The sequence below is a fragment of the Paenibacillus turicensis genome (assembly GCF_017873435.1).
Classification (GTDB): Bacteria; Bacillota; Bacilli; order Paenibacillales; family Paenibacillaceae; genus Fontibacillus; species Fontibacillus turicensis.
The window spans coordinates 127,304-153,269 of sequence record NZ_JAGGKG010000008.1 but is presented as its reverse complement, the minus strand read 5'-3'; the positions used below and the strand labels follow the sequence as shown (position 1 = coordinate 153,269).

At 40.5% G+C, this 25,966-nt stretch carries 21 protein-coding genes and 2 pseudogenes; 1 reads left to right on the top strand and 22 read right to left on the bottom strand.

The features are described 5' to 3' along the window. Window positions 1–140: 140 nt before the first annotated feature. From J2Z32_RS10305 to J2Z32_RS10295, 3 genes are all read right to left on the bottom strand, one after another. Window positions 141–833, bottom strand: a complete 693-nt coding sequence (locus J2Z32_RS10305; protein ID WP_210089071.1) for a metal-dependent hydrolase — start codon at window positions 831–833, stop codon at window positions 141–143. Window positions 834–877: 44 nt separating this feature from the next. Continuing rightward, window positions 878–2,995 carry a methyl-accepting chemotaxis protein gene (locus J2Z32_RS10300; RefSeq protein ID WP_210089070.1) on the bottom strand — a complete coding sequence of 706 codons (2,118 nt, stop codon included), beginning with the start codon at window positions 2,993–2,995 and terminating at the stop codon, window positions 878–880. Between the two features lie 238 nt (window positions 2,996–3,233). Then, entirely contained in the window at window positions 3,234–4,535 is a 1,302-nt protein-coding gene (locus J2Z32_RS10295; protein ID WP_210089069.1) for a pyrimidine-nucleoside phosphorylase, read from the bottom strand. A 267-nt stretch (window positions 4,536–4,802) separates the two neighbouring features. Here J2Z32_RS10295 and J2Z32_RS10290 point away from each other — a divergent pair, with 267 nt between their 5' ends. Further along, complete coding sequence (locus J2Z32_RS10290; RefSeq protein ID WP_210089068.1) at window positions 4,803–5,984, top strand: NAD(P)-dependent malic enzyme; 1,182 nt, start codon at window positions 4,803–4,805, stop codon at window positions 5,982–5,984. A 143-nt stretch (window positions 5,985–6,127) separates the two neighbouring features. On the opposite strand, the gene J2Z32_RS10285 is transcribed toward J2Z32_RS10290, so the two are convergent. From J2Z32_RS10285 to J2Z32_RS10195, 19 genes and pseudogenes are all read right to left on the bottom strand, one after another. Further along, the gene (locus J2Z32_RS10285; RefSeq protein ID WP_210089067.1) at window positions 6,128–6,802 is read right to left on the bottom strand and encodes a DUF1048 domain-containing protein; all 675 of its coding nucleotides are present in this window, start codon (window positions 6,800–6,802) and stop codon (window positions 6,128–6,130) included. Beyond that, a complete protein-coding gene (locus J2Z32_RS10280; protein ID WP_210089066.1) occupies window positions 6,795–7,115 on the bottom strand; it encodes a PadR family transcriptional regulator in 321 nt (106 codons plus the stop codon). Before J2Z32_RS10280 ends, J2Z32_RS10285 begins: the two co-directional genes overlap by 8 nt. Window positions 7,116–7,383: 268 nt before the next feature. After that, window positions 7,384–7,788 carry a hypothetical protein gene (locus J2Z32_RS10275; RefSeq protein WP_210089065.1) on the bottom strand — a complete coding sequence of 135 codons (405 nt, stop codon included), beginning with the start codon at window positions 7,786–7,788 and terminating at the stop codon, window positions 7,384–7,386. Between the two features lie 387 nt (window positions 7,789–8,175). After that, window positions 8,176–8,656: pseudogene (locus J2Z32_RS10270) on the bottom strand (SMI1/KNR4 family protein). A gap of 129 nt (window positions 8,657–8,785) precedes the next feature. After that, window positions 8,786–9,327 (bottom strand): annotated as a pseudogene (locus tag J2Z32_RS10265) (T6SS immunity protein Tdi1 domain-containing protein). Between the two features lie 22 nt (window positions 9,328–9,349). Next, the gene (locus tag J2Z32_RS22365; protein WP_342453949.1) at window positions 9,350–9,571 is read right to left on the bottom strand and encodes a polymorphic toxin type 15 domain-containing protein; all 222 of its coding nucleotides are present in this window, start codon (window positions 9,569–9,571) and stop codon (window positions 9,350–9,352) included. A 191-nt stretch (window positions 9,572–9,762) separates the two neighbouring features. Next, window positions 9,763–9,852, bottom strand: coding sequence for a hypothetical protein (locus J2Z32_RS10255; RefSeq protein WP_425342996.1), 90 nt, complete (start codon window positions 9,850–9,852; stop codon window positions 9,763–9,765). 320 nt (window positions 9,853–10,172) lie between these two features. Continuing rightward, entirely contained in the window at window positions 10,173–10,625 is a 453-nt protein-coding gene (locus tag J2Z32_RS10250) for a hypothetical protein (RefSeq protein WP_210089064.1), read from the bottom strand. Window positions 10,626–10,657: 32 nt separating this feature from the next. Next, the gene (locus tag J2Z32_RS10245) at window positions 10,658–13,921 is read right to left on the bottom strand and encodes a deaminase domain-containing protein (protein WP_210089063.1); all 3,264 of its coding nucleotides are present in this window, start codon (window positions 13,919–13,921) and stop codon (window positions 10,658–10,660) included. Then, a complete protein-coding gene (locus J2Z32_RS10240; protein ID WP_210089062.1) occupies window positions 13,905–14,573 on the bottom strand; it encodes a PAAR-like protein in 669 nt (222 codons plus the stop codon). The genes J2Z32_RS10245 and J2Z32_RS10240 overlap by 17 nt, the downstream gene beginning before the upstream one ends. Beyond that, window positions 14,554–15,072, bottom strand: a complete 519-nt coding sequence (locus tag J2Z32_RS10235) for a hypothetical protein (RefSeq protein ID WP_210089061.1) — start codon at window positions 15,070–15,072, stop codon at window positions 14,554–14,556. The genes J2Z32_RS10240 and J2Z32_RS10235 overlap by 20 nt, the downstream gene beginning before the upstream one ends. 25 nt (window positions 15,073–15,097) lie before the next feature. Continuing rightward, window positions 15,098–16,237, bottom strand: a complete 1,140-nt coding sequence (locus J2Z32_RS10230; protein ID WP_210089060.1) for a pentapeptide repeat-containing protein — start codon at window positions 16,235–16,237, stop codon at window positions 15,098–15,100. A 27-nt stretch (window positions 16,238–16,264) separates the two neighbouring features. Further along, a complete protein-coding gene (locus J2Z32_RS10225) occupies window positions 16,265–17,851 on the bottom strand; it encodes a contractile injection system protein, VgrG/Pvc8 family (RefSeq protein ID WP_210089059.1) in 1,587 nt (528 codons plus the stop codon). A gap of 57 nt (window positions 17,852–17,908) precedes the next feature. After that, window positions 17,909–18,679: a DNA and RNA helicase gene (locus J2Z32_RS10220; protein WP_210089058.1), complete on the bottom strand. Its 771-nt coding sequence runs from the start codon at window positions 18,677–18,679 to the stop codon at window positions 17,909–17,911. A 12-nt stretch (window positions 18,680–18,691) separates the two neighbouring features. After that, window positions 18,692–21,295 (bottom strand): acetate and sugar kinases/Hsc70/actin family protein, encoded by a 2,604-nt coding sequence (locus J2Z32_RS10215; protein WP_210089057.1) that lies wholly within the window; start codon window positions 21,293–21,295, stop codon window positions 18,692–18,694. 66 nt (window positions 21,296–21,361) lie between these two features. Further along, window positions 21,362–22,057 (bottom strand): iron-dependent peroxidase, encoded by a 696-nt coding sequence (locus tag J2Z32_RS10210; RefSeq protein WP_210089056.1) that lies wholly within the window; start codon window positions 22,055–22,057, stop codon window positions 21,362–21,364. Further along, window positions 22,048–23,343, bottom strand: a complete 1,296-nt coding sequence (locus J2Z32_RS10205; RefSeq protein ID WP_210089055.1) for a normocyte-binding protein — start codon at window positions 23,341–23,343, stop codon at window positions 22,048–22,050. Before J2Z32_RS10205 ends, J2Z32_RS10210 begins: the two co-directional genes overlap by 10 nt. Next, window positions 23,340–25,019: a serine/threonine protein phosphatase gene (locus J2Z32_RS10200; protein ID WP_210089054.1), complete on the bottom strand. Its 1,680-nt coding sequence runs from the start codon at window positions 25,017–25,019 to the stop codon at window positions 23,340–23,342. The genes J2Z32_RS10205 and J2Z32_RS10200 overlap by 4 nt, the downstream gene beginning before the upstream one ends. 56 nt (window positions 25,020–25,075) lie before the next feature. After that, window positions 25,076–25,966 (bottom strand): PP2C family protein-serine/threonine phosphatase, encoded by an 891-nt coding sequence (locus tag J2Z32_RS10195; RefSeq protein WP_425342992.1) that lies wholly within the window; start codon window positions 25,964–25,966, stop codon window positions 25,076–25,078.

Sequence of the window (25,966 nt, the reverse complement as noted above, 5' to 3'; positions counted from 1 at the left end):
ATTGCAGAAGGACTTAGATAAAGTTTAATCCTGTTCGCTGTTCAGTGCACAGTGTTCACTTTACCTATGACTCTCCCGCTCAAGAGCGAGTATTTTTCGATGTTATTTAGAACTTGTTATTTATATCTGTTATTTATATCTTACAGCGATAAGCTTTCCCCAGGCTGTAGCACCTTGCCCTGTAAGCCATTCTCCTCAAGCCTCATCACAAATTTATTTGCATCCTGCTGAATCGCAGGGAAGGTATTCCAATGTACAGGAATCGTCAGCTTGGCGCCATACCACTGTGCCGCCTGTAACGCATCCTCAGGGTCCATCGTATAATGCCCACCAATCGGAATGAAGGCTACATCAATATCATAACGTTCCCCAATCATTTTCATATCACCAAACAAACTTGTATCACCCGCATGTAAGATCGTTTTGCCTCCGGCTTGGATGACGTAGCCTGCTGGCATACCTCCATACATGATTTGCTGCTTATCCTCGATTACAATCCCAGAGGTGTGATAAGCTTGTACCATTTTAGCTCGAGCAAAACCTAAGTCAACCGTACCACCCATATTCATGCCAATCGTCTCTAGCCCTTTCCAGGACATATAGGTAGCCAATTCAACGATAGCGACCACCTTTGCTTGATTCGCTTTCGCAATCGGCTCCGCATCTAAAATATGATCTGTATGAGCATGAGTTAGTAAAATAAAGTCGGTTATAATATCCTCTGGTTGACTTACCGCAAGCGCATTACCTCTTAGAAAAGGATCAATCAGCAAGGATTGTTCTTCTACTGCAATTTGTACACAAGAGTGACCATGAAAGGTTAAAATAGGCATACAATCAACTCCTTCTGAGATACATATACACCTATTTTAGCTTATTAACGACGTAGATGGAATTTTCCTAGCTCATCCTGTAATTGCTGAGCACTTGAGCTGAGCATCTCGGAAGAAGATTGTACTTCTTCTAGAGAAGACATTTGCTGCTTCGTTGCTGCTGCTACATTTCTAGCTTCCTCCGCTGTATTTCTTGTAATTCCAACCATCTCTCCAATTGCCGCAGTAACCTCTTGCGTGCTCGCTGAGACTTGTTCGGCTGCTGCAGATACTTCTTGGATATGCCCGGCAACTTGACCAATCGATTGCAACACAGTCCCGATCGCCTCTACGGCTTCTTTATTTGCAGCCATCCCTTGCTCTGTCACCTTGGTGGACTCTTCCATCGATGAAGTGACCTGACCAAGCAACGTACGTACATTCCCAACTAGTGTAGCTATAGACTGCGCCGATTCACTCGCCTGCTCAGCTAGCTTCCGCACCTCATTTGCCACCACCATGAAGCCACGTCCCTGATCACCCGCACGTGCGGCCTCGATATTTGCGTTTAGTGCTAATAGATGGGTCTGTGCAGAAATTTCCATAATGACGGATACAATAGAGTCGATTTCATTCGAATGTTGATTTAGCTTCACTGTCAGTTCACTAGATTGGTGAACAGCCGTATGAATCCCGTTCATCTGCTGTAATGTTTCCTGTAGCTTCGTCTCACCTAGGGTCGCCCCCTTTGTCATCTCTGAGGCCACATCCGATACATCTGCTGCGGTCTCCGCGATACGGTTAATGGCTGTAGCCACCTCATTCATCGCTTGAGCATTTTCCTCTGATACCTTTTGTTGTACACTAGCGCCATCAGAAATAGAGCCTACAGAATGAGCTATGTTTTGCGTTACTGAGGTTGCTTCTACCGCTAATGCAGACAGCTCCTCAGAAGCTGCAGCTACCTGCTCCGAAATCTCCTGATTATGCAGCAGTAATGTATTAAGCGAGCCACTCATGTCGTTAAATGCCTCACCGACATGCTTAAGCTCATCTCTTGTATTTAGCTGGAACTGACTAGATAAATCACCTTGTGCCATCTTATTAGCCTCAACCTGTAACGTTTTAATCGTTGAACGGACATTACTATAGAAGCCGAGATAAAATAATAATACAATTAGCATCGCTACAAATACGATGGCCAAGGTAGTTATACGATTCGAATTTAACGTGTCATAACGATCACTTAAAAGTTGATCAAGCTCCTCGACAATCAATGTATACAATTTTTGTGTACCTTCAATACTATTTTTCCCTTCAGCTTCAAAATCTGTTGCACTCTTATTGAAAGAAGTTGCATTCAAAATTTCTTTATCCACCGTTTTAAGAAATTGCTCTACTGACGTTGTGCTTATACCTGCCGTACCTTCAACACGCTGGGCTGTCGCCACATTAAAGTCCTTAATTTTAGCCATCGCCTTTTGTGTGCCTTCCAATTGATCTTTAATCTGCATACTCTGAATGGCAAGGTTGGTTCTTTCCTCCACGCTCATCTGCTTCAGATCCAAAATTTGTTTCCCTTCTAAAGTCAACTGCTCAGCCATCTCCAGCATAGTGGGAACACGATTAATCATAATATCCATGACATAATAAGAGTCAATCTTAGGATCAAGGGTAAGTCCAGATTGGTCTGCGGCAAATAGATTGAGGTCAAGTAGCTTTTCAATCAATTGGGTATGAGCCTCAAAGCTTTTTTGTTGAGTAAGCTTCGTTGTATTGGATTTGAGTTCGTTCCATTCCTGTTCAATCTTTTTCCATTGATCTGTAACCTGAAGTTGATCCGAAGTCCCCTTCTGCTCAGCATCAATAGAGGTGAGTAAGGTTGTAACCTGTTTTTCAATTTCTTCAAGCTTAGCCTTCGAGGAGGTATCCCCATTTAATAATTCATCAGCAACCTCACGATGCTGTTGAACTTGAATAACAACTGGAAAAATTGATTTTATGTAATTAACTCCAGTCCTTTCGTTTTTGGCTGTCTGAATATCGCCCTGAAGCTCAGTTAATAAGCTGACTAGCAGTACGATCAAAGGGATCACCATAATCATACTCAGCAAAATAAATTTTTGGGCGTATTTAAGTCGGGACATCGTTGCAGCAAATGGTTTCAGAAGCCAATTATTCATATAAAACCTCCTATAAAATTGTGTATATTATATCGGTCATAGAAGGTTGATTTATAATATTAAAATTTGACCAAAATTAAACAGTTTTCTAAATATAAATTGCTAATTTATGTTAGCGTTTTCAAAATATTTTGCGGTGGTAAATGGATGCTGCTCGTTGCTTAACTTAACTAGAAATTAAAAAAGGTGAGGAGAACTATCATCTCCGCACCTACTCCTGAAACACATCTAAATATAATTAATTTGTAATCACATCATAAATTAATACTGGTACTTCGGCATGTTCCCCAATACTTATGTTGTCATATATTTTTTCAATCACATGATCAATGTCAATCTTATTTGTATGAATCGTAACCAGTGTTTCGCCTTCCTCTACACGATCGCCGACCTTTTTATCGAGCATCAAGCCGACTGCAAGATCAATCTCAGAATCCTTCGTTGCACGTCCAGCACCAAGCCACATTGCCGCAGTACCAAGCTCATCTGCCACAATTTCCGTCACATAACCAGCAGTTTTGGCAGGAACCTCAACGATGAATTGTGCCTGTGGTAAACGCTCTTTATCATCTACGACTGAGGCATCTCCGCCTTGATTAATAATAAATTGCTTGAACTTGTCAAGTGCTCTGCCGCTAGTAATCGCTTCCTGTAGCAATTGCTTGGCTTCTTCTAATGAGCTAGCCTTATTCGCCAATAAGACCATCTGACTACCTAAGATTAGGCATAGCTCAGTCAAGTCCTCAGGGCCTTCTCCACGAAGCGTATCAATCGCTTCCTGCACTTCAAGCGCATTTCCAATTGCACGTCCTAAAGGCTGACTCATGTCTGAGATCACCGCCATCGTTCTACGACCAACTTGATTCCCGATGTTCACCATTGCTTGTGCCAATTCCTTAGACTCTTCAATCGTTTTCATAAATGCGCCTGCGCCTGTTTTTACATCTAATACAATCGCATCTGCACCTGCCGCAATTTTTTTACTCATAATCGAGCTTGCAATAAGTGGAATTGAGTTTACTGTTGCAGTGACGTCTCGTAATGCATACAGCTTTCTATCCGCAGGGGTTAAATTGCCTGATTGCCCAATAACTGCGAGCTTATGCTCATTGACAAGCCCAATAAACTCCTCCGTCTTGATCTCTACATGGAAGCCTGGAATCGATTCTAGCTTATCAATGGTTCCCCCTGTATGTCCTAGACCACGCCCTGACATTTTTGCCACAGGAACGTCCAATGCTGCAACAAGCGGAGCTAATACTAATGTGGTTGTATCGCCCACGCCCCCTGTAGAATGCTTGTCTACCTTGACGCCATCAATAGCTGATAAGTCGATCATATCGCCAGAATGCGCCATCGCCATCGTTAAATCGGCACGTTCTCGTTCCGTCATATTTTGGAAGTAGATTGCCATTGCAAGGGCACTGACTTGATAATCTGGAATCTCATCCTCAGTATATCCTTTAATAAAAAATTGAATTTCCTCTGTCGTTAATTCATGCCCATCTCTTTTTTTTGCAATCAGGTCAACCATCCGCATGTGTACATTCTCCTTTATAGGGAAAGTGGAATTTTATTATTCATCTATTCATGACGATTATAATTGGGTTTCTAAATTTATGCAAAATATGAATATGAAAGCTAAAACTACACTGTGAAAAGAACATTAGTACTTTCCATTTACGATAGAATATGTTTTAATCAAGCATAACTGAGCGATTACTCAAAAAGACGAACATTAAGTGATCTATGATTGATACATATTCGGAAAAATCTACATTCTAACTATGAACTAGGAGGCACAATAATGAGCAACATTGATGAAATCATGAAGCTGCATTTAGGCGGAAAAATGGAGACAACACTAAAGCATCCCATTGAAACGATGGAGGATTTAGCTAAGGTGTATACGCCTGGCGTAGCAAAAGTATGCCAAGCCATTGCAGAGGATGACAGCAAAGCATATGAATATACCATAAAGCAAAATACGGTAGCAATTGTTAGCGACGGCACAGCAGTGCTTGGACTTGGTGACATCGGGCCTAAAGCCGCTATGCCTGTGATGGAAGGGAAAGCAGCTTTATTTAAGCGTTTTGCTAATGTGAATGCGGTGCCGATTTGTCTAGACACCAAGGATACAGAGGAAATTATTGCGACGATTAAAGCCATTGCGCCTTCATTTGGCGGGATCAATCTTGAGGATATTGCCTCTCCACGTTGCTTTGAAATTGAACGTAGACTGAGAGAAGAATTAGATATTACCGTCTTTCACGATGATCAGCATGGAACAGCCATCGTTGTGTTGGCAGGTATCCTTAATGCGCTCAAAGTCGTAGAGAAAAAAATAGAAGACGTTAAAATTGTCGTAAACGGCTGCGGCGCAGCAGGGATTTCCATCTCTAAAATGCTATTGAAGGCAGGCGCAGTTAATTTAATTGGTGTTGATCGTGCTGGTGCGATTAACCGACTGGAGACGTATTCGCAGCCACATTGGACAGAATTTGCAAACATCAGCAATCCGAATTTAGAAAAGGGAACCTTATCTGACTGCATTAAAGGCGCTGATATTTTCATTGGTGTTTCCGCACCAAATGTACTCACCGTTGAAGATGTGAAGCAAATGGCACAAGACCCGATCGTATTTGCAATGGCCAATCCAGTGCCAGAAATTGACCCTGCCCTAGCAGCACCTTATGTAAAAATTATGGCGACGGGACGTTCCGATTTCCCCAACCAAATTAATAACGTGTTGTGCTTCCCTGGCATTTTTAGAGCTGCATTGGATTGTGGCGCAAGTGATATTAATGATGAAATGAAGCTCGCTGCGGCACAGGCAATTGCCTCTGCCGTTTCGGATGAGAAGCGTAATGCGGAGTACATTATTCCAAATGCATTTGATCCTAATGTGGTTGATTACATTCGTAAGGCTGTAATTGAAGCGGCTGTGCGCACAGGGGTAGCAAAAGTGGATCCCATAACGAAGATTTGATCAGTGCTACACCGATAAGTTCAACAAGAAAGCATAATGACCATGATCTAAAAATCATCTAAAAAAGCCCAACTATGTTGATTTCTGAACACAGTGGGCTTGATTCATTTTGTTTAATATGCTGACTTTATTTAATTAACACTTTATTTACAGTATCGTTCCAAAACCTTATGTGAAACAAATAAAACGACAACCAAACTACACACGATAGCAAAATGAAGGGTAAAAACTGTATTTCTTCCTACCCATGCCAGCAATACAGTAACAGCCACAAACACCACATCTAGGAGGGCAATTCTGATAATATTACGTTTGCTTGAATAATCAAAAGACGTTTTAGTCACTAAATGAATGAGAAGAATCGAACAGATGATAATTAGTCCATAAGCAATTAATGCCCCCAATGAGATAGAGATACTGTACTTAGTAGGCTCACCTGCAAACCAATTCCGAACAATTGAAAAAGTATCCTTAGATGTTACTAAAAATATTAGACCTAAAATAGAGGAAGATAATAAAATAATATCCAACAGCTCTATCATTCGATCCTTCCAGGTTAGCTTTGGAACATTTGCTACAATATTATCAGCGAAGCTTTTATAGTCCTCTCCAATGACGGATGCGATATCCTCCCCACGCTCTTGTGCAGACAATACCATTTCCAGTAAGTCCTGTCGAATAAGCTCCTGATTATATTCCGAAATTTTAGCCCCACGTAAGTAAACAATAATATCCGTTAACACCTTGTTATTTTCAGGTGTTAGCTTTTTATCTAGCTTGTTGTTCAGCTTTCTAAGCTCCTTCGTTTCCTTATACATCTTGTTGTCCTCCAATCTGAAACAAATTATTAACGGCTTGCTGTAATTCCTGCCAATGTCCTAAAAATAATTCCAGCTCTACCTCTCCCGCAGGGGTAATGGAAAAATATTTACGTTTAGGTCCTACTGCGGATTGTCGATATTGCGCTGAGATTAACCCATTTTTCTCAAGACGTAATAATAGTGGATAAATTGTTCCCTCAGAAATATCTACAAAGCCATATGCCTGCAATTGCTGAGAGATTTCGTAGCCATACGTTTCTGTAAAGCTGATCACTTTAAGAATACAGCCCTCTAGTGTTCCTTTAAGCATCTGGGATGGAATCAATGTCATTCACCTCAATTAGGAGCTATCTTGCAATGCAAAATAGTGTTGTCTATATTGTAATACATAGTAGTGAGGGATGCAAGGGGAGAGAGGAAATTTAGGAGTTAAAGGTATGAAATCCTAGTTCCTACATATCGGGTATTCATCTCATGAATGGGATAACAACAGGAATTAGCAACGAGGTTTTGTGCGGTATTTTAGGCGGAATTTTGGTGAATTTCATGTAGAGGAAGGGAGGATTTTTAAAATGTTTTTACTCACCTGCTGATTCTCCGTCTAGCCAACTTGGGATATTACTGTCGGAAAATGGTCGCAAGCTTCTCAATTTATAACTTTGAGCATACAGTAATTGTTTCTTATACTTTTTTAATATATTAGGATTAAAAATAGGTATGATTTTAGCCGCTGCGTATCTGGCATCATTTGAATAGTCCTCACTTTCATCTAATAAAATTTCAATTACTACTTTACATAAACGATCATCATTATTATTTACTTTAAAAAAATCAATTAAGGCTTCTCCTGTATTGCTATTTTGAGAAAAAATTAGATATTCTCTTATTACTTCTATGTCATAATCATTATCGTTTTTAATCTTTGAATGCAATAGTTCATTTACTTTTTGTTCAACCCATTGACTATAAGCTGAATGATCCATAGTATTCTCTCCTGTTCTATGCTTGTTTGTTCACAAAGGAGCCGTCATCTACAATGCAGTCCCATTGTTATTCCTTTTTACTATCATCCATTTGGATGCCAGGTCATCAAATTAAAACTGTCCCTCTTTATCTAGGATAATATTTAAGCATCTCCAAAACATTCATCATATGCGAGCATGCCAACTGTGTTACTGCATCGGGGTAGGGATTGCAATCTAGTTTTTTAATCAAAAAATAGTTTCCATTTACCTTTCCTCATATAAAAATTAATTTAGCGAAATAAGCCCCAAGAAGAATCAAAGGGTTGATTTATGGTAAGCTAACCATAAAATCCCCTTTTATTCTTACACTACTATTATAAGAAGTTTTCTGGAAGACTGATTTATTTAATCATGTAATTTTTCCAGACATTCAGTAAATGAATTAGCTACAAAAAACACATTATCTCGTGCTCTATTTTCGACTTGTTCTTTTGATAACCCCTCTTCCTGCATGAGCATAAACTTCTCCCAAGCCCCTTCATGCTCCCAAAACACAACAACGGGGCTACCTTCATTGTTTTTATAGTCAAAACAAATTAAGTTCCCTGCTGGATCAAATGCAAAGGGAATTACTCCTGTTGGCAATATAGTTTTCATAAACCTTTAAAAAATAGTCTGGACTTGATTCATCAAATGACAGGAGAGATCCAAAAACCTTTTCCCTATTTCTAATATTAAAAGCCTCAGGCTCTACATTAGCACCATGATTAATTACTGCACATTCTATATAATCCAAAGAAAAGCTAACACCTATTTCTCGTGCTACTCCCTCAACTTGTTCTCTACTTACTTTTTCATCAGCAAACTGCCAATCAATTTTCATCATTTTATTCCATCCATATGCTTGTTTGTTCTCAAAGGAGGCAGCATCTACAATACAATCTCATTGCTGTTCATTTTTTGCTTACATCGATTATGAGCGCATCAAATTAAGACAGTCTGGCTTTTATCTAAGCTAATATTCAAGCATACCCATAAAATGAGTAATAATTTGGATATGTTCAATCAGTTTCACTTTTTTTAATTTTTCTACACTCTCTGTTCCACCTAAGCCAAGTAACGGGACATAACCAAAACATTCATCATATGCAGGCGTACCATACTGTATCACTGCTTCAGGATAAGGATTCCATTCTAGTTTTTTAGTCAAAAAATAGTTTTCATTTAAATTATTGAAGAAATGTTTACCACCCTTGCAGACAATGTCTACTTCACTCTTTCTAAATTTTAAAATTGTTATATATCCATCTTCCCATACTAAAATATCACCTAATGCCGTTGTAAATACAGGAATTGCTACCTGACTTCGCACATAGCTATCTTCTAAGATTTCTGTAAAATCATCTGGATTTATAACTTTAAGATATCCTTTTATAAACTTCCTGCACCATATTCCTTCCAAACCTCTATTATTTCATCAGGAACACGACCACTATACTTCCCAATGGTTTCTTTAGGAATTTGATTTTCGGGATTAAAATCACTAAATATACTCAATCTAATCCCTCCATAACATATTTTATTCTAATAACTTGATATTTAAATAAGTTGTTTTTCTTTGTTCAACAGTCATATTTTTATATAAATCTCGAATTCTCTTATCTAACTCCTTAATATTTGTTTTCCACTGAGATCCAATAGATGAATTTATTCTTTTATCCCCCATATCATCTACTTTAGATGCATATCCACCTGGAATCTGATCAGGGTTGTGAAGTGCAGCCGTTCGATAGTCGTTGATATGCTTCGTGATTGTGAAAAAGACTTATCTCATTTATCATTCAGAGTGAAATAGGTCTTTGCTTGTACTGTAATTCTAAGTTATATTTTATCTCTCAATGTTTGAATGTGATACATTCAACACTGGATATTCTTAATTTATGGAGAAAATCTCCCAAAAGTTTGTCTTAATTATGTAATTCTGCTAATTTATTAATCCTGAGTATTAAAGTAGTTCTCTACAAATAATTTATTCTTTTCATTTTCAGGAAGCCAACCTAAAAATTGATACTCAAAAATTATTTGTCTTTGAGTTGATGTTAGTGTTGAAGCTATTATATCATCATAACCATAATGATCTTCAACTTACCAGGATACATCCAATTGCTTAGTAAAATTTGGTTTTGCTAAGAGTTCCTCTTGTAGTTGCATTTCATTAAGGATGGCTCCAGCTAGGTTTTCTAGCCTACTTTCGCCCTCAATCCCTACCCTAAATATAGTGCTTTTTTCAACTTAAGTATGCTTCAGAGCAAGCTTTTATTCTACTTTATTAAATTATCAAAAAAAGCTTACCTCTATTAAACAGAGTAAGCTTTTAGTATATTAAAATTAATTTATAACTTTTATTTCAAAACCATCTCCACCGCAACAGGTTTTAGCCTATATACACCAGGCACTTCATCTTCATTAAGATATTCTCTTTGACAAATATTATACAAACAGTTATCTTTTAGTTCTGTATGAATTGCATCTCGTTCATTATATCTTTCAAAAACTAATTTGAACGCTTCAAAAATTCTACTAAAATTCTCCTTTTTACATCTAAATCCTATTCCATACATTCCTAGTGTGTCGGAAGGATGAATATATGTGTCAATATACAACAATTCTTGTGTTTTTTCATTTAGAAAAATATATATCTTTTCATCTTGAGAATCATCAGGGAAAAGTTTTTCTTCATACTCTTCAATAAAACTTGTAGCATCTAAGTAAATACCTATTAGTTTTAAAAATTCATATATTTGTTCAACTAGAATATACTGACAATCATAATATACTAAATACTCTTTATACATGTTTGACCATCCTTTTTAATACAATTTTATAATTATAGGGGATTATTATAATATATATTTATATTAATATTAGGAAAATCCTCTAAAAATTGAAAAATAACATGTTGACAGCTAGAACAAACACTTTTTTCAGTAAACAATTCTATTGTACCTTTAGCGTTGTTTCTACTACCTAGTTGTTTTCTTATTTCCTCTAGTATTTTTGCTTCAGTATCCTTACTTCCAGGTCTCTTAATAGAATCGTCTAAAGTTTCTAAGGGACTTCTAGAGTTTGTTTCAAATACTAAATTATTATCCCTTATAAACTTCTCTCGTTCTATTGTGTTTAGGTTTATATCTTCAGCAGATTGCCATTTACTAAACGCATTCATTTCACTCTGAACACCTTCAATTTTTATTTCCGCTCTTCCTATGTTACCACCTCTTTTTTGTTTCCTTGTTAAAACTTTTTCCACGTTATTCTTAAAAGTTTCTGAACTTGATGCAATAATTTCTTTATAAGAAGTTTCATTTTTATAAAGTTTACGGATTCTTGCCTCATTGAAGGCCTCTAGTGGTGTAAAATTTCTTATTCCACTTTTATCACTATTATTAGTCGTGGTTAATAATTTCCTTATATCTGATGATTTAATTTCATCGCCATTTCTAAATTTAAATATTTCATTTTTTTCTAAAAGTTTCAAAATATCAGAGTCTGCTGAGTTTTTTAAGTTCTTTACACTATCTATATAGTAAACTTTATTTCCTTTACTAGGAAGACCGTTTACATAATCCTTCCATCCTGAACTCTTCCTAGCCTCTCTCACTGCCTCACTCTCGGCAATATTTCCTTCCACTCGTTTACGTATTGCAGCTTGCTCTAGTCGCTTCGCATCTTCTATCCGATCCATCTCTACTAATGCCTTAACCCTTCGTGCGTCTGCCCCTACATTAGCAGCCTTCCATAGCGAGACCCCAATTGTAGCTGCAAACGAGGCAAGTCCCAATATATTCACGACACTCTGATTCATCCCTAAAAATGTCGGATCTGTTTCGAGCTTCCCTTCCATGAGATCATTTTTCTTTTTCGATGCAATCACAATATCTGCCACAGATAAACCTATATCTGCTACCGCTAATACTGTTAATGTTAGCGATCCTCCTAATGAGAATGGGGCTAACACTAATCCTAGCAAACCCGCTGCTATTTGTAGATCACTCCAGAACATTAACGGGGCAACTTGGAATTGTAAAAAGGTGTACCTTGCATAATATTTACCCCCATCATCCAACTGCTTTGTATAATAATCTGGTTTTGCTGATAGTTCCTTCTGTAGCTGCATGTCATTAAGAATGGCTCCCGCTAGGTTTTCGAGTCCGCTTTTACCCTCAATCCCTGCTCTAGACATATCCATGAGCTTTCCTAGGTAGTTTCCTGCTTTACTTACTTTACTACTTATATATCTACTTGTACTCCCTTGAGAGCCAACACTTTCCTGATGCCCACTGCTTTGACTTTGTGCAGCTGCTGCGCCGAGTACAACTGTGCCTGTCCCTGACTGTTGCTCCGCTCGTTGTGCTTCCTCTTTTCGAGTACGATAGAGATACTCCTTATGCCTCTGCTCTATTAAATCTGGTTTCCATTCTTCTACCCGTGCCCGAGCTTTTGCACTTGCATTAGGATCTTTACCTACTCTCTCCCTTACTCCTTCTCTAATTCCTGCACTCTCTTTATCTGATATTGAACCTGGATGAGTAAATCCATATGTCTTTGTTGAAAGCAGATTCATTTCTTCAATAGACGCTTCACTATCAATATACATCTCTTTTAAATCTTCTTCATTCAGCATATCAAGCAGGCTCATTTCAACCTTATGGAAATTCACCTTGTCACTCTGTATACCCACTTGATTGTCCCATATCTTCATGGCACTGTTTCCACTCTGGGTTTGAAATTGGATATACTCTACTGCCGACATTCGAATCCGTTTCGACATAGAGTTTGAATTACCCATCTCCATTGTGTTCTCTGCATGTACATAGAGCACACCGTCGGATTCCACTAATATATTTGCTTGATCTAGCCGCATCCGAACTGTATTCTTTTCAAATAATACTCCATCTTCTCCTAGCTCCATCTTCGCCGCCCCTGGCATATGGAAGACCTTCGTAGATGGCTTCTGGAAGACCGTTCTGCCCTTCATCTCCTCATGTTTTCCACGAGAAGAGTTCACTGCCATTGCCCCCTTTTCTGTGCCATTCGGAAAATAAACCTTGATCCGTGCACCTTCCTCTGGCATCGCATGCACCATGTTATTGCCATCTGGTGAATAGGGGAACCACCAATTGCTCTGCTCATCAAAGCCATTATCAATATCCAGATGAACCTGCACCATATTATTCGCTCTTTGGACCACTTTTCCTTCTAACGATACGCCTTGGATACGTTGATTCATCTTGGACTTACGCTGAAATGCGCTCCGATCTACAAGTACATGCTGATAACTAAGCATTCCTTGTTCATAAGTGATTTGAGCGCTAGTCACTACCCAAGACTTACCTTTAAAAGTGACATTGCTCCCTACCTCATGATAGTTATTCGACTTCACCTCATAGTGAGCAACATCAGTAGGATGGATTGCACTAGTACTTTCTTCTGTATGCGCAGCATAATCAAGATATTTAGCATGATCGTTCACATAACGATAGTAATAGGCCTCCATTTTTTCGCCCCAAGAAAAGTCAGGCACGCCAAAATAAATCCGTGGGGCATCCATGGTGATATCGGGTAAAATCATCGTACCCACTCTAGAAGCTAGTCGCTTCATGAACTGCCAGTCTGTCTCCTGATATTGCACAACTAGCTCACCAATCACGGCACTTGGATGTGTCGCTTCGTTGCGAGCTGCACCTTGGGAGTAGGACTTCGCTAACTGTTCAATCAATGAGGAATACGTCGTTTGTTTATTTTGAAAAGATCGACTTCTTCGCTCTACATCCATCTGATGAGAACGCGATATCCCTGTTACTTTGACATGAGAAATACCATCCTCCATATCAATATCTACCGCTGCAATGCCTCCACTAAACCAATACTGTGTCTTGTCTTTATTATTATGACGAATCTGGATGGTATGAATAAAACTTCCCTTTTCCATCAGTTGCTGTGCATCTTCCTCAGACATGACGAGCGCAAGTGTACATGTTGTATGTGCATTGAAGGTTCGATCTATTGTAAAACTGCGTACTGCATGAATGGAGAATGGAAAGTCTAATTCAAACCCGTCGCCTTGGAATGAATTAGTAATTGAGATCACCCCACTTTAGATCGTCTGGCATCTCTTCCATGCCATTTGTAAGAAAACGAATCGTACCTCCCCATTTACAATGTAAACAAGCATTAGTAGTCAACGCAGGAACTCCTTCAATCGTAACTTTAGGATGACCCGGTTCCCATTGTGGTAATGGGGCTAGTTGAGGTTTAAGCAAATTAATAATTGAAAGCAAGGACTCTGGGGTTGGAAGTGGTGTTATTTTCATCATAGAAGCTGCTGCCATTAATTTAGGTGCACAAGGGTATATTTCTTTACCGGAGATCGAACTCAGTGTATTGGGATCTACATCCTGAATCCAAGAGGACATATCTACTCGCTTTCCCTCTTCTGCATGATTTTCACTGCGACAAAAGCCAAATGAATATAGATTGCCATCCATCTCATTTTTGAGATGATTGTACGTATCAGAATACTGCTCAGACGAAGAAACCTGGCAATCACTAACTGTCATTAATTCATTCCTATTTACAAAAACACCCTTAGAGGCTGGTCGGTTTAACCTTTCCTCATGTGTTCCCATACTGCAATACATAAATGCACCACGAGCAACAAACGTCTCCCTTTCATCTAATGCGGCTCTTAGCTTCGCAATCGTTTCCGTTTTTAAAAATGTTTCATTTGGTGGTACCATCATTGTTAATTCCCTCCTCCAGGTGGACTTTCTCAATATGTAAACCAAATATTTGCACTTTAAGTAGGCGCTCTGCTACATCTAAGTTGCTAATCAAGATGGACTGATGATAATGCTTTACACACAATAAATTTGGAAGCTGTGAATGATGTTCATGGAGCTGAACAAGCAGAGTATCCTCTTGCTTAATAATTCCCCCGAGAACTTGCTGAAATTGACAATAAGCATATTCCTGTCTTGTCCCTTGCTTGGCATTGAAAATCGTAATGATTTTATATTCCAACTCAGGTATACATTCACAAAGAACACGCCTAATTTGATCAGATACTAGTAATACAGGTTGTTCGATTAGACAAGGATAGCGGAACAGTTCCTCGTTCTGGATCGTTACTACCTCACCATTTTCTGTCTTGTCATAACTTTGAATTAGGTGTGCAGGCAACTTTAAATTCCCCCCCATACTTTCTATACGTGGGTCTAGGCCTAATTTGAAATATTCCATCTACGATCCCCCTATCTATTTCTTGCTACTCCCTTCCAACCCATTCAATGCTGTCTTGTTGTACTTGTGTTAGTTTTATTTGGTCTCGGTCTGCAATTAACATCTTGCTCCCACGTAGGTCTGCACCAGTGAGGTCAACTCCAGCTAATTGTGCATACCTAAAATCACCTGCAATACGTGCATATCTAAATGTAGCACCCCTTAAATCCGCATACTTGAAGTTCACACCATGAATACCAAGAAATATTCCATACTTTTCACTTTCTATATGGCTCCCACCCTCGCAGTAATTAAAGGAAGCCCCTTGCAGCTTGCAGTAGCTAAAATTAGCATCAATGATCTTACTTTCTTCCAAATCTGCCTCTATTAGCTGGCATTCTTCGAATTGTGTGTCTAATAATAAACACCCTCGAAGCAGGCTATGAGATAAGTTCACTCTCTCAAAACGAGTATTATTCAGCGATAACTCATTAAACTGTGCACTAGTCAGATCCACATCTGCAATATGTTCGTAAATGTACTCGTCTGGAATCCGACTTTCTAACCACCCTTTACAAGAATCCGAGGAACGAAGCTGCTGTTTGTATCGATATACAGATTCACTAATTTCTTTGTTTCTGTATTCTCCTACTCTGATTTCAAACTCTCTTCCTTGATTCAGGGCTTTAAACGAAGTTTGTTTTCTAATTGTGTCCATAGCATACCGCATGGCGTGAACCATATAGACATGAAATGGATATACCTGTGCGGCAATCAGTTGCTCTAATAACAACTCTGGCATCTTACCCATATAAGCTCTACGGGCTTGCTCACATTGCAAAATCCAGTCATTCCAGTACTTTCTAATCCAAGATGCTTCATAACAAAATGTCGTACTTTGCTCTGCTGACTCTGGTGTCACGTTTAGCTCTATGATGTAGCTCCATGAACCAGACAATAGACTTGTTCTCATAAGTGAAATCCCGATATTGTCCAGTCTTTTTAACTGCTCCTCTTGCTGAAGGTGTAAAATATACTCCCATATAGGCTCACACCATGCTGCAATCTCAAGTGCAAGCTCATCTTTATGCTGAACAAAGTATTCATGTAGTGCATGAAGTTGCCCTTTTCGAAACACTAGCACCTCATTTAAAACAAAATTCTCCCACATTTCTGTACTCAGCAAATTTACCACCTCTACTTATTTACTTGTCTATTTATCCATGAGGACTTCTACCCCATTTACAATGACCTGTCCCTCAGAAATACTCATTCCGCCATAGCCGTCCTTGGTAGACATTTCGATCTTATTACTAACCATCACAATACTATTAGCTGACATCTCTAATTGACTGCCCGCCTGTAATGTAATCTTATTGCTGCTATTCAAGATGATATCCCCTGAATTCGTAAGGATAATCGAGGCTCCATTTTTGGCTCCTAAAATTGTAATCTTATCTTCCTCGAACATAATCCGCTGCCCATGCGGAGTCATAATAAACTTCGTGTTAGGATTGGCCATAAGATCCTCTTTTAAATCCTTATCATAATGGACAATCGGCTGTAGCTGCTCTGTCTTCACCACGGTATTGGTCACCGTTTGGGTATTGGTCACGACCGTGGTATTCCCTCCACTTGTACTGCCGTTTCCACCTGAACCACCCGTTGCTTGCCCTCCACCGGCTCCAGTCGCCTGCGCAGGTAGCTTCTTCCGCACCGTACTTAACGCAATCCCTTCCGCTTCCTGCGGACCTGGGAAATAAATGCGCACATCGTCGCCAAGCTCTGGCATACAATACCAGCCTGTCTGATCCTCAGAGGCATACATGGTGGAATATGGGAACAGATACGCTGTGCTTTTGCTCCACTCCTGGTCATATTCTAGTGAAACCTTGACCTCATCACGTACCACCTGTGCAACCTTCCCTTGAATCGAAGCGCCAATAATACGTTTGTTCACCATTTTTTGTTGGTACGCAGAGGCTTTGGAGCGCAGGGTGTAGGTATGGGTTAGCACCCCTTTTTTCATTTCTGTCACGACATTAAGGACATACAACGCTTTACCTTTAAATTTCACCTTATCCCCTAGCTCAAAAACCTGATCGGTTACAACCTCATAGCAGATGAAGTCTTGCTCATTTAGCTTCGCACCTGTGCCCTCTACTAAGCTTTTATAGGTTAAAATATCCTTGTACACACGATAATGTGTTGCCTTCAGTTCTCCACCATCTTGATGGTGAGGAATCCCCACATACACCCCAATGTGGTTTTGCGTCACTGCTGGCATTAATGGCGCGTTGTAATGTGAAGCCAGTCGTTTGAAAAATTCCCAGTCTGTCTCTTGATACTGTAATGTGAATGCACCAAGCTTCTTCTCCTCAGTAAAGGAATTGAGTACACTCGCCCCTAAATAGGACTTACAAATGTGCTTCATAACCGAGAGAATACTTCTTCCCGCATCTTGGAATGCTCGGTGCTGAGGCTTAATATCTAACGCATACGTATGCGACACTGCCTCCGCCTCTAGCCAATACGCCTCCTTATCCACCTTCACATGTAGCTTCAAAATGATGCCGTGAAATAGCGTATGTGTCGTGCCTTTAGCATCGTAATAATACATTTCAATCGGAAGCTGATTGCTTGCCATTTTCACATACTTCTCTTCTAGCTCTGGTGCAATCCGCCCAGTAAAGTAGAGACGAGCATGGTCTTGAATTTTCTTTTCTAGCTTAAGTTCATGTAAAGTCATTTCAAAAGGGGCAATTTTTAACTTTTCATACGTAACGGTCTGATAAGACATTTCTTCTCATCCTCACTTGTTCGCTGCCCTATACAGCTACAGCTTATTTTGTAAAACTTAATCTACAACCATTCGATTTAATCCCGGTCTTGACCCACTTGGATGAATGCTTCGACCTCCATCCTCAGTGAGAACACGCACCAATAGCTGGTGTAGTTTTGCATGATCCATCTCCCGCACCTGTATTCCAAAGCGAAGGACTAGGTAGCGCTGGATGACTTCATGCTCCATACGTTCCTGGTTCAGGCACAGGAATGCAAAGTTCTGATCTAGTGGATTTTCCACGCCTGAATCTAGCAATTCTCGTGCAAATGCGCGGCATATTTTAGGAGACAACGTTGGCTTCTCTTGACCTGCGTACATCGTATAAATAAAATTGAGCGTATTGTATTCTGTCGCCATATCTGCAAAGTTTAAATAAGCTGAACGGAGAATTGCTCCTGCTTTTAGCTTGAATCTAGCAAGCTCAATTTCTTGGTCTGAACAGATAGATTCGTTTAATATAACCTCACCCATAGCCTGCTCATAATCTGCCGAGGATGCAACAGGTTTAATAGCAACCTTTAGAACAGAAAGACGACCTGTCGCCTCATAGGGCACTTGAACTTGCTCCTTGAGCATGTACAATGTGCCATCATGTTTAATGATGCCTGGATGTACGATGAGGACGTCTTCCTTTACACTGATGTCCACACCTGTAATGATGCCATTGCTATAGCCTTGATACGTAATATTAGCAAGATCACGAGGGAAATCTCGCAAGCTTTCTAGCATGGCAGTTTTGAGAATTCGTCCTCTCTCGAACTTTGGACTTACATTGATAAACATAGTCTCCCTCCCCTATTTCATCCCATCAAAAAAGTCCAACTCCGACATATCGTTCTCAAATGGAAATAATACCTGCTCACCGACATACAGTTGTTCGGCTTGTCTGGCAATCGGGAATACTTGAAAGCCCCAAGCCTCGTGATCTGCGAAGACGAAAAATTTCGTTTCACCATTCATAATGGAATCTGTATCATCCTGAGGAATACGTCCGTCTAGCCGCTTGGCAATCTCCTCATAGAGCATCGCAGTATACTGTTTAGGCTGATTTATATATTTATATTTCTGACGAACCGCTCCATCACTGCCACGTAAAAACAGCTCTACCTCTGCAACCTCAGATGGTCTGGATATGGCACCAGGTGCGCCATCACTACGATTAAGATGCTGAATCAAGCCTACTTCACGTCCATTATGTGTGTATGCTGTAACCGAATACGGGATGACCGCCGCTTGATTTGTAATTTTCGCTTCGATCACACCCGACTTCCGCGCATTTAAATACCTAATTGCCCCACGCAGACAAGCAAGCTTCAGCTCGGGTACACGTCCCTCGATCGGCTTCTGGCGAAATTCAATGCTTCGTCCCGGGACAAACTCCTTCAAGGCTTCACGAAACACATCGATTCTGCACGATTGTCCAGTTAGCTTAATAATCGAGTATTCGCTTAGTCTGCCTGTGTTATAGAAGTCATCGAGAAATTTACGAACGACATCATAAATATCACCTTTGATCAGCTGTGTAATTTCTTTAATATTGAACACGACATCTGGGAACTCATATTCATCCTTCAGCTCCCCATTACGAAATACGGAGAGGAACCAGCGATCCATGGTCGTAATCTGTAAGTCATTATCACGGGTATCATCTACCTCCGAGTAGAAGCGATTCCGGAGTATCCCGGTTTTACGGAAAAACTGCTCCTTCATCTCCTCTGCAATCTCCCACAGAAAATGAAAATTGCCACGAACACGCAAATATTCATCTCGAGGTCGGTTTTCGAATAAAGCAAATGCCGTTGGAATCACCTTTTCAGCTTGTTCATAATAATCATCCAGCTTGACATACACACCTGCTAATCCATGCACATCAATTTCGCGAAATAAATCATTACTAGGAATGTCAATCAAGGTATCAATATCTGTCACACCACGCTTGCCATGGCGATAATAGTCTGCAAATACAATTTTCATAAATTGCATAATCCGATAAGTAATGTTTTGCCCCCCAAAGTGGGTATCTCCATTTTCATACGTCGTTTGAATATCGATTTTATAAGACATGTGTCCATCCTCAACCGTGAAGCTACACGAGGATAAATCGGTGGTTCCACCGCCGCAATCAATGACTAACGCTTTGTATTCCTGTCCCTCCATGAAGCTCCCTTGCTCTAGCCCATCTGCAATCGTGTTGTACAGTACTGCCATCCCTTCATCTAGTGCATCGTCTTGTTCAATCTCATATTGGGGCAAGATCGCGGCGAACATGGTAAGAAAAGGCTTCTTCATCTTCACAGGAGAGGAGAAATGCAGACGCTTAAATCTACACTTGAACTGGTGCTCTGCCATGCTAATAATGTATTTTAAATACGCCCCTAGCAGATCGCTGCGAGATACGTGCGTGGTATTGCCCTCTGCATCCATAACCTCAACTAGGCGGGTATAATCGCTAACCCATCTTTTCATACCTTGAAAAAGACTTGCCCTACTGCTATAGCTGCTACGACGAGCATACAGAAGTGCATCATAACCGAATTTGTACACCATATGCTCTGGGTTGGCGCAGTCCGCTACACAAAGTGCGGTTGGAATAGACTCAATCCACTGAAGCTCCTTATACGTAGGATCTGGAAATTTCACGAACTGGATTTCTTCCGTATCAACCAAAAAAGACCCCACCGTCGTATTGGACGTACCGAAGTCAATCGCCAGAACTGCATCTGTTGGTGCTAGTTCTCTAATTTCCAGCTCTGCCAGCGGAATTTTATAAAATTGAAGGTGAACAGGTGGCATAACATAATCCTGATAATAGGTGTTGTACAGATATTCAGAATCACGCTTACGGAAAAACAACAAGCTATATTGACGATTAGGTGTAATCACCCATTCGCTATCTGAGGATGCTGATAAATAAAATCCAGCCCCAAAGATATGCTTACGAAGGTTAAAAATTCCGCACAACTCCTGCTGTTCATTCACAAGTAGCACATTGGAGTCAACCAGACCTTGACTAGACGCAACAGCATAACCATCCCGTTCATCAATCGCAAGCCCTTGGTAAACGAGCAGGCGAGCAGGCACAGTAATTCCACCATTGCCCTGTAGAGGCACGTTTCCATACCTAGACAATGCATAGCGAAGCCGATCCATGCCCCCCTCACAAGGACGCTCAATAAATAAATGCTCCTCTGCACTCAAATATTTCAAAATGACCGAAATCAAGGCTTCCCGATCCAATCGCTGCATTAGTCCGTCGATCAGACGTTCCTTGTAACAGATGTTTCTCATTTGAAACGTCGTCATTTCCTCTAGCTCACTGCGTGTATACCGCGTAGCACCTGCACGACTACGCTTACGATCCGCTTCCGCTGAGTCTCTGTATATCGTATATCCCTTCATGAACGTACACCTCCTTAATCCATCCTATTTCATTGTAAATACCTTTTTATCCAGCACGATTCATTGTTAATACATCGCGATATGATCCTGAATCATCGTGTTTTCTGCCTCAATAATGCCAAAATGGCAGTCCCAATACACCTGTGTCTGGAACCGAACGGGTAAAAACAAAGTCATGAGTAGCTGCAATTTCCCACTACTGCGTTCGCTTTGTTTACGTCCAATAAAAAATAGCATTTCATCCTTTTCCTCACGATTGACATAGATTGTTGAACGAGGAAAGATAGAGCGGACAACGGACTTAAGTAGCTGTAGACTTTCACCTGTATCGTACATACGAAGGATGCCCTCTGCGATCATCTCTTGTTCCTCTTTGGTGAATAAGCTCATCCAGTTCTTGACCGCCGTCCCATACAGACCAGATTCTATGTCTAGCAGCACAAATGAAATATAGTATTCTCGTTTGTTCATGCCCTGCATTAAATCTAGGTCTGCTAGAAAGTGAATCACAATATCAAATAACGTATATCTTAGCTCCACATCTTCTGTTACATTAATATCAAACAAATCTCGGAAAATATCATAAAATCGATAATAAGGATTGACCTCTACAACATTAGGAATTACCCCACCATTCAAATCCTGTTGACTTAACTCCATATAGGGCGAATACACCTCAGCAGGCTTAAACGTAATTTGACTTGGATCTATTCCCGCTTGCTTCGCCTTAATCACAAGATCCCAAATATAATTCAAGCCCATTCTCCTCTACAGCTATATTCAGGGAAAAAGAGTTGTACCTGTGAGACTAAGAAGCTAAGTAAGTCATCGCCCATATACTGATGTGCCGCAGTCATCCCGACATTTCGGAAAGTTAGCACCATACTTGGCTTGGCATGATCTACTCTGACATCGTCATTGAGAAACAGGTTCAACTCATAGGTCATGCGTGGCCTGTCCCTCATTTTCTCCTGCTCATACACACTAATGTCTGTTAACTCAACAAGATTGGCACCTTCAAAGGAATGGACAATACGTACAATTTCCCCTTTAGAACGGACAATCTGACTTGCCTGAGCTACATAATTGCTTAGAAAATCTGCACGCTGACGATTCGAGACAACCGGATAGGTTGTTCTACTAACACTTGAAGTCCTTGGTTCTACTAGCTTAAGTACATTCCATAAATCGGATTGTGTATCTTTGGACACAATGGTAATTTGCTCTGGTGTGCGTTTAATATAGCGAATACGATCTGGATCACCATCAACCAGATAACCATGCTCTATACCGGTATCTTGTAATAGCAGTACATGCTCGAAATGAACCTTATCTTGCGCAGGTACAGGGAATCCACCTGTTTTGAGCTGTAGGCGTTCAATATTCCATAGCGGTACAAGATGGGTTTGCTTATAGGGCTCAAATTCCTCAAGATGAACTGACATCTCACGAATCTCCTCTTCCACACCAAGCTTACCATCACATTGTGTAAGCAGCACATTTACAAATTTATAAGCATAGGGATGATGTACTGTTTTCCATGGGAGGCCATTATTTAAAAAGATACGATACAGTCTTTCGATCTCGTTAGTATAAGCAAGATTAGCCTCAAGGGACACGGTAATCGAGTAGGTGCGACGATCCGTCACTAGCTTACCAGTAAAGGTGCGCTTACTCTTTAATAGCGCTTGAATCTCCGAATAGCTACAAGATAGAAACACAGTGAACAAACGACTGGATTCACCGCGACTAAGTCCTTCTGCAATGTCTGTAAGGGAAATATAGGTGGGCTCAACGTCTTCGGGGAGCATTGGAAACAGGTACTCATGTAGTGGATCATAGTCCTCCCGTGTACACATAGAGACAAAGATATCGTGCTTGCCATCGTAGCTACCTACCTCTTCAAATACACGTTGCTCTAATTTCTTGTTCAGCTCCTCCTGGTACTCAGTCAGATTCAAGAACACACTTGTCATCAGATTACGTAAAGCTTTACGCTGTGCCAAATCCTCCATTTTTCCTAGGCGATCCATTACAATATCTTTCATGAGTTTCCTCCCGCTGTGGTCTCATCATTTGGTTCTTTAGTTTGACCGTTCTCCTTATCCTTCTCCTCTTTGCTTGAAGATTTCGTATCAGAACTATTACCAGTACCATTTCCACTGTTATCTGTTGATGCTGGAGTAACCGGACTTAGCTTGTCATTGGCCTTGGATATTTTACGCTCCATCGCAAGCACACGCTCTAGCTTCTCAATCTCCTGATAAATTTCTTGTGCAGAGGTATAAGCGGTAATCGCCATGGAATAATCCATTGCACTCATGCTTTTGTCGCCTTTTTTCTCTAAGTTATCGGCTTGAAGTGTTTTGGTCTCCTTGTTAATGCTATCTATTTTATCTTGTGTTTCCTGAATCTTCTTCTCCATTTGCTTTTGCCCACTCTCGTATTCAGCTTCAATGGCAGCCGTTTTTGCCCGCTGATACGTTTTGAGTGCTGTATAGTAATCCTGATCCTGGAACTGCTTATCGCCATTTTTAATCACGTCATTTAAGGTAGCAATTGCGTCTGTTCGTTCAAGCTTGGCTTGAATATGCTCTTGTTTAAACACCTTATACTTAGGCGCTTCCTCAAGTGCCTTATTGTAGCTGTCCTTCGCCATGTCATACTTGCTATCTTTCACATAGCCATCGCCATCCACTACATTTTGTGCCACACGCTGCTTATTGCGTAATAACTGAAAATGAACCTTATCCTTCACCTTGCTTGCTGCATTTTTAGCTTCACTATATGCCTTTAATGCCTTAGCATAGTCTCCTGCCTGTGCATATCCATCTCCATCTTGCTCAGATTCTGTCATCTGCACGACTGCCGTTGCAATCTGCTGCGCCTGTCTGTAATACATGTACCAGATGCCACCGCCCATCAATATGGCAGATATCGCCATGATGGCAATACGCTTCGCCCACTTCTTGATATTTTTGGGCTTCTCCTGAAAAATCTTATTGATATAAATAGCAGCAGCGGTGTAATTATGTACGGTTTGCTCTTGCTTGCTAAGTACAATTTCCTCCAATGTATCTGTAAGCACATCCGGCTCACTCGCCTCTGAGAGCGCGTCGATCATTTCTGATTGCTCCACTTGCTTCCATATCCCAGGTGTACACAATAACAGGACATCGCTATCTTGTAAGGGTATTTTTTTAGAGATATAAGGCTCAAATTGATCAGGTTTACCCATATATTGCAGCAAATTACCACGTTCCTCATGATAGCTGAAGCCTTGCTCTGATATTTTTCCACTATCCAGTAATAACTGAGATAAGCTCTGATCTCGTGACTTCAGATTTAACCTACCACTTCGAAAATGGTATAACCTCGCATTACCGCAGGAAGCCCATATCAATTTGGTATAATTCGTTACAATCACAAGCACACTCGCCTTGAGCCGTACACGTTGACTCTCAAATTTGAGCCATTCATGCGCAGATTGTAGATCTCGATGAAGTTTTCTTGTTGACATAGAAGGCTTCTCCATGAAGCTCTCAAGTATCGCCTTAACTACCATTTCAGCACTCCGTAGCTCACGATCTGTATCTAGTCCATCTGCAATGACATAACAAGCCATATCGTCTAACTCTACAAAAGCAAAATAATCCCTGTTGTCGATAAATGAACCTGCTTCAGAGACAAATGCGGTCTTAAACTCACTATTCTCCTTTCTCATCGCTACCTCTCCTTCTGCCCTGATGCTCTTTCATTCAAGTCTGTACTAGCCTGTAATCATACCTGCATTATAATGACCGTCGCATTATCCTGATGCTTATAGCTTTTCCGCTCAACACATTCAATCATCTGCTCTGCCGTTTCTTGTGGACACAGTTTTTTCATCAGGATCTGCTCCATATCTACCTCAGTTAGCGCATCATAGACTCCGTCACTGCACAAAATAATGACATCATCAGGCAATACCGTGATTGGGTCACCGATCTCCATACTTTTAAAGCCTTCGTAACCAAGATAATTAATTAATTGATTACGCTGAGGATGATTTGTAACCTCCTCACGTGTAATTTCACCAGATAAAAATTTCGCTTCCAGCATCGTCTCTAACGTATGCCGAGAATTAAGTGCCATAAACTCACCATCACGAAACAACAAAATCATACTGTCGCCAACTGCTGCGTAGTGTAATCGATTGGCTGTAACTACCGCGGCTACTAATGTTGTTCCCCCATGCGCGCCTCCTAGCTGCTCTAAAATTCCGCGATTACTCATCGATGCAGCATGGTGGAAATACTCCGTAATATTTCTGGGGTCATCTAGCTTTAAAAATTCCTTGCCAAATAAAGTCACCGCAAGCGTACTTGCCATACGCCCGTGCTTAAGTCCACTAATGCCATCTCCAATGACAGCCATGGTGCCAATTCTTGTGACTAGACTCGAAAAATAATCATCTTGCTCCTGACGTCTACCAATTGTCTGTGCATTTCCAATCAATAGCCCAGTTGGCATACTCATAGCTACTTGATCATCTGATTTATTGATGTAAGAGATGCTTCCTCTTCCGCCTAATAATTTCAGTCGATATCTGATTCCAATCAACAGAAATACGATAAAGAGTGCACCTGTTAGGATCACATAAGGCTCATATGATGAATTCCATGTCAACAA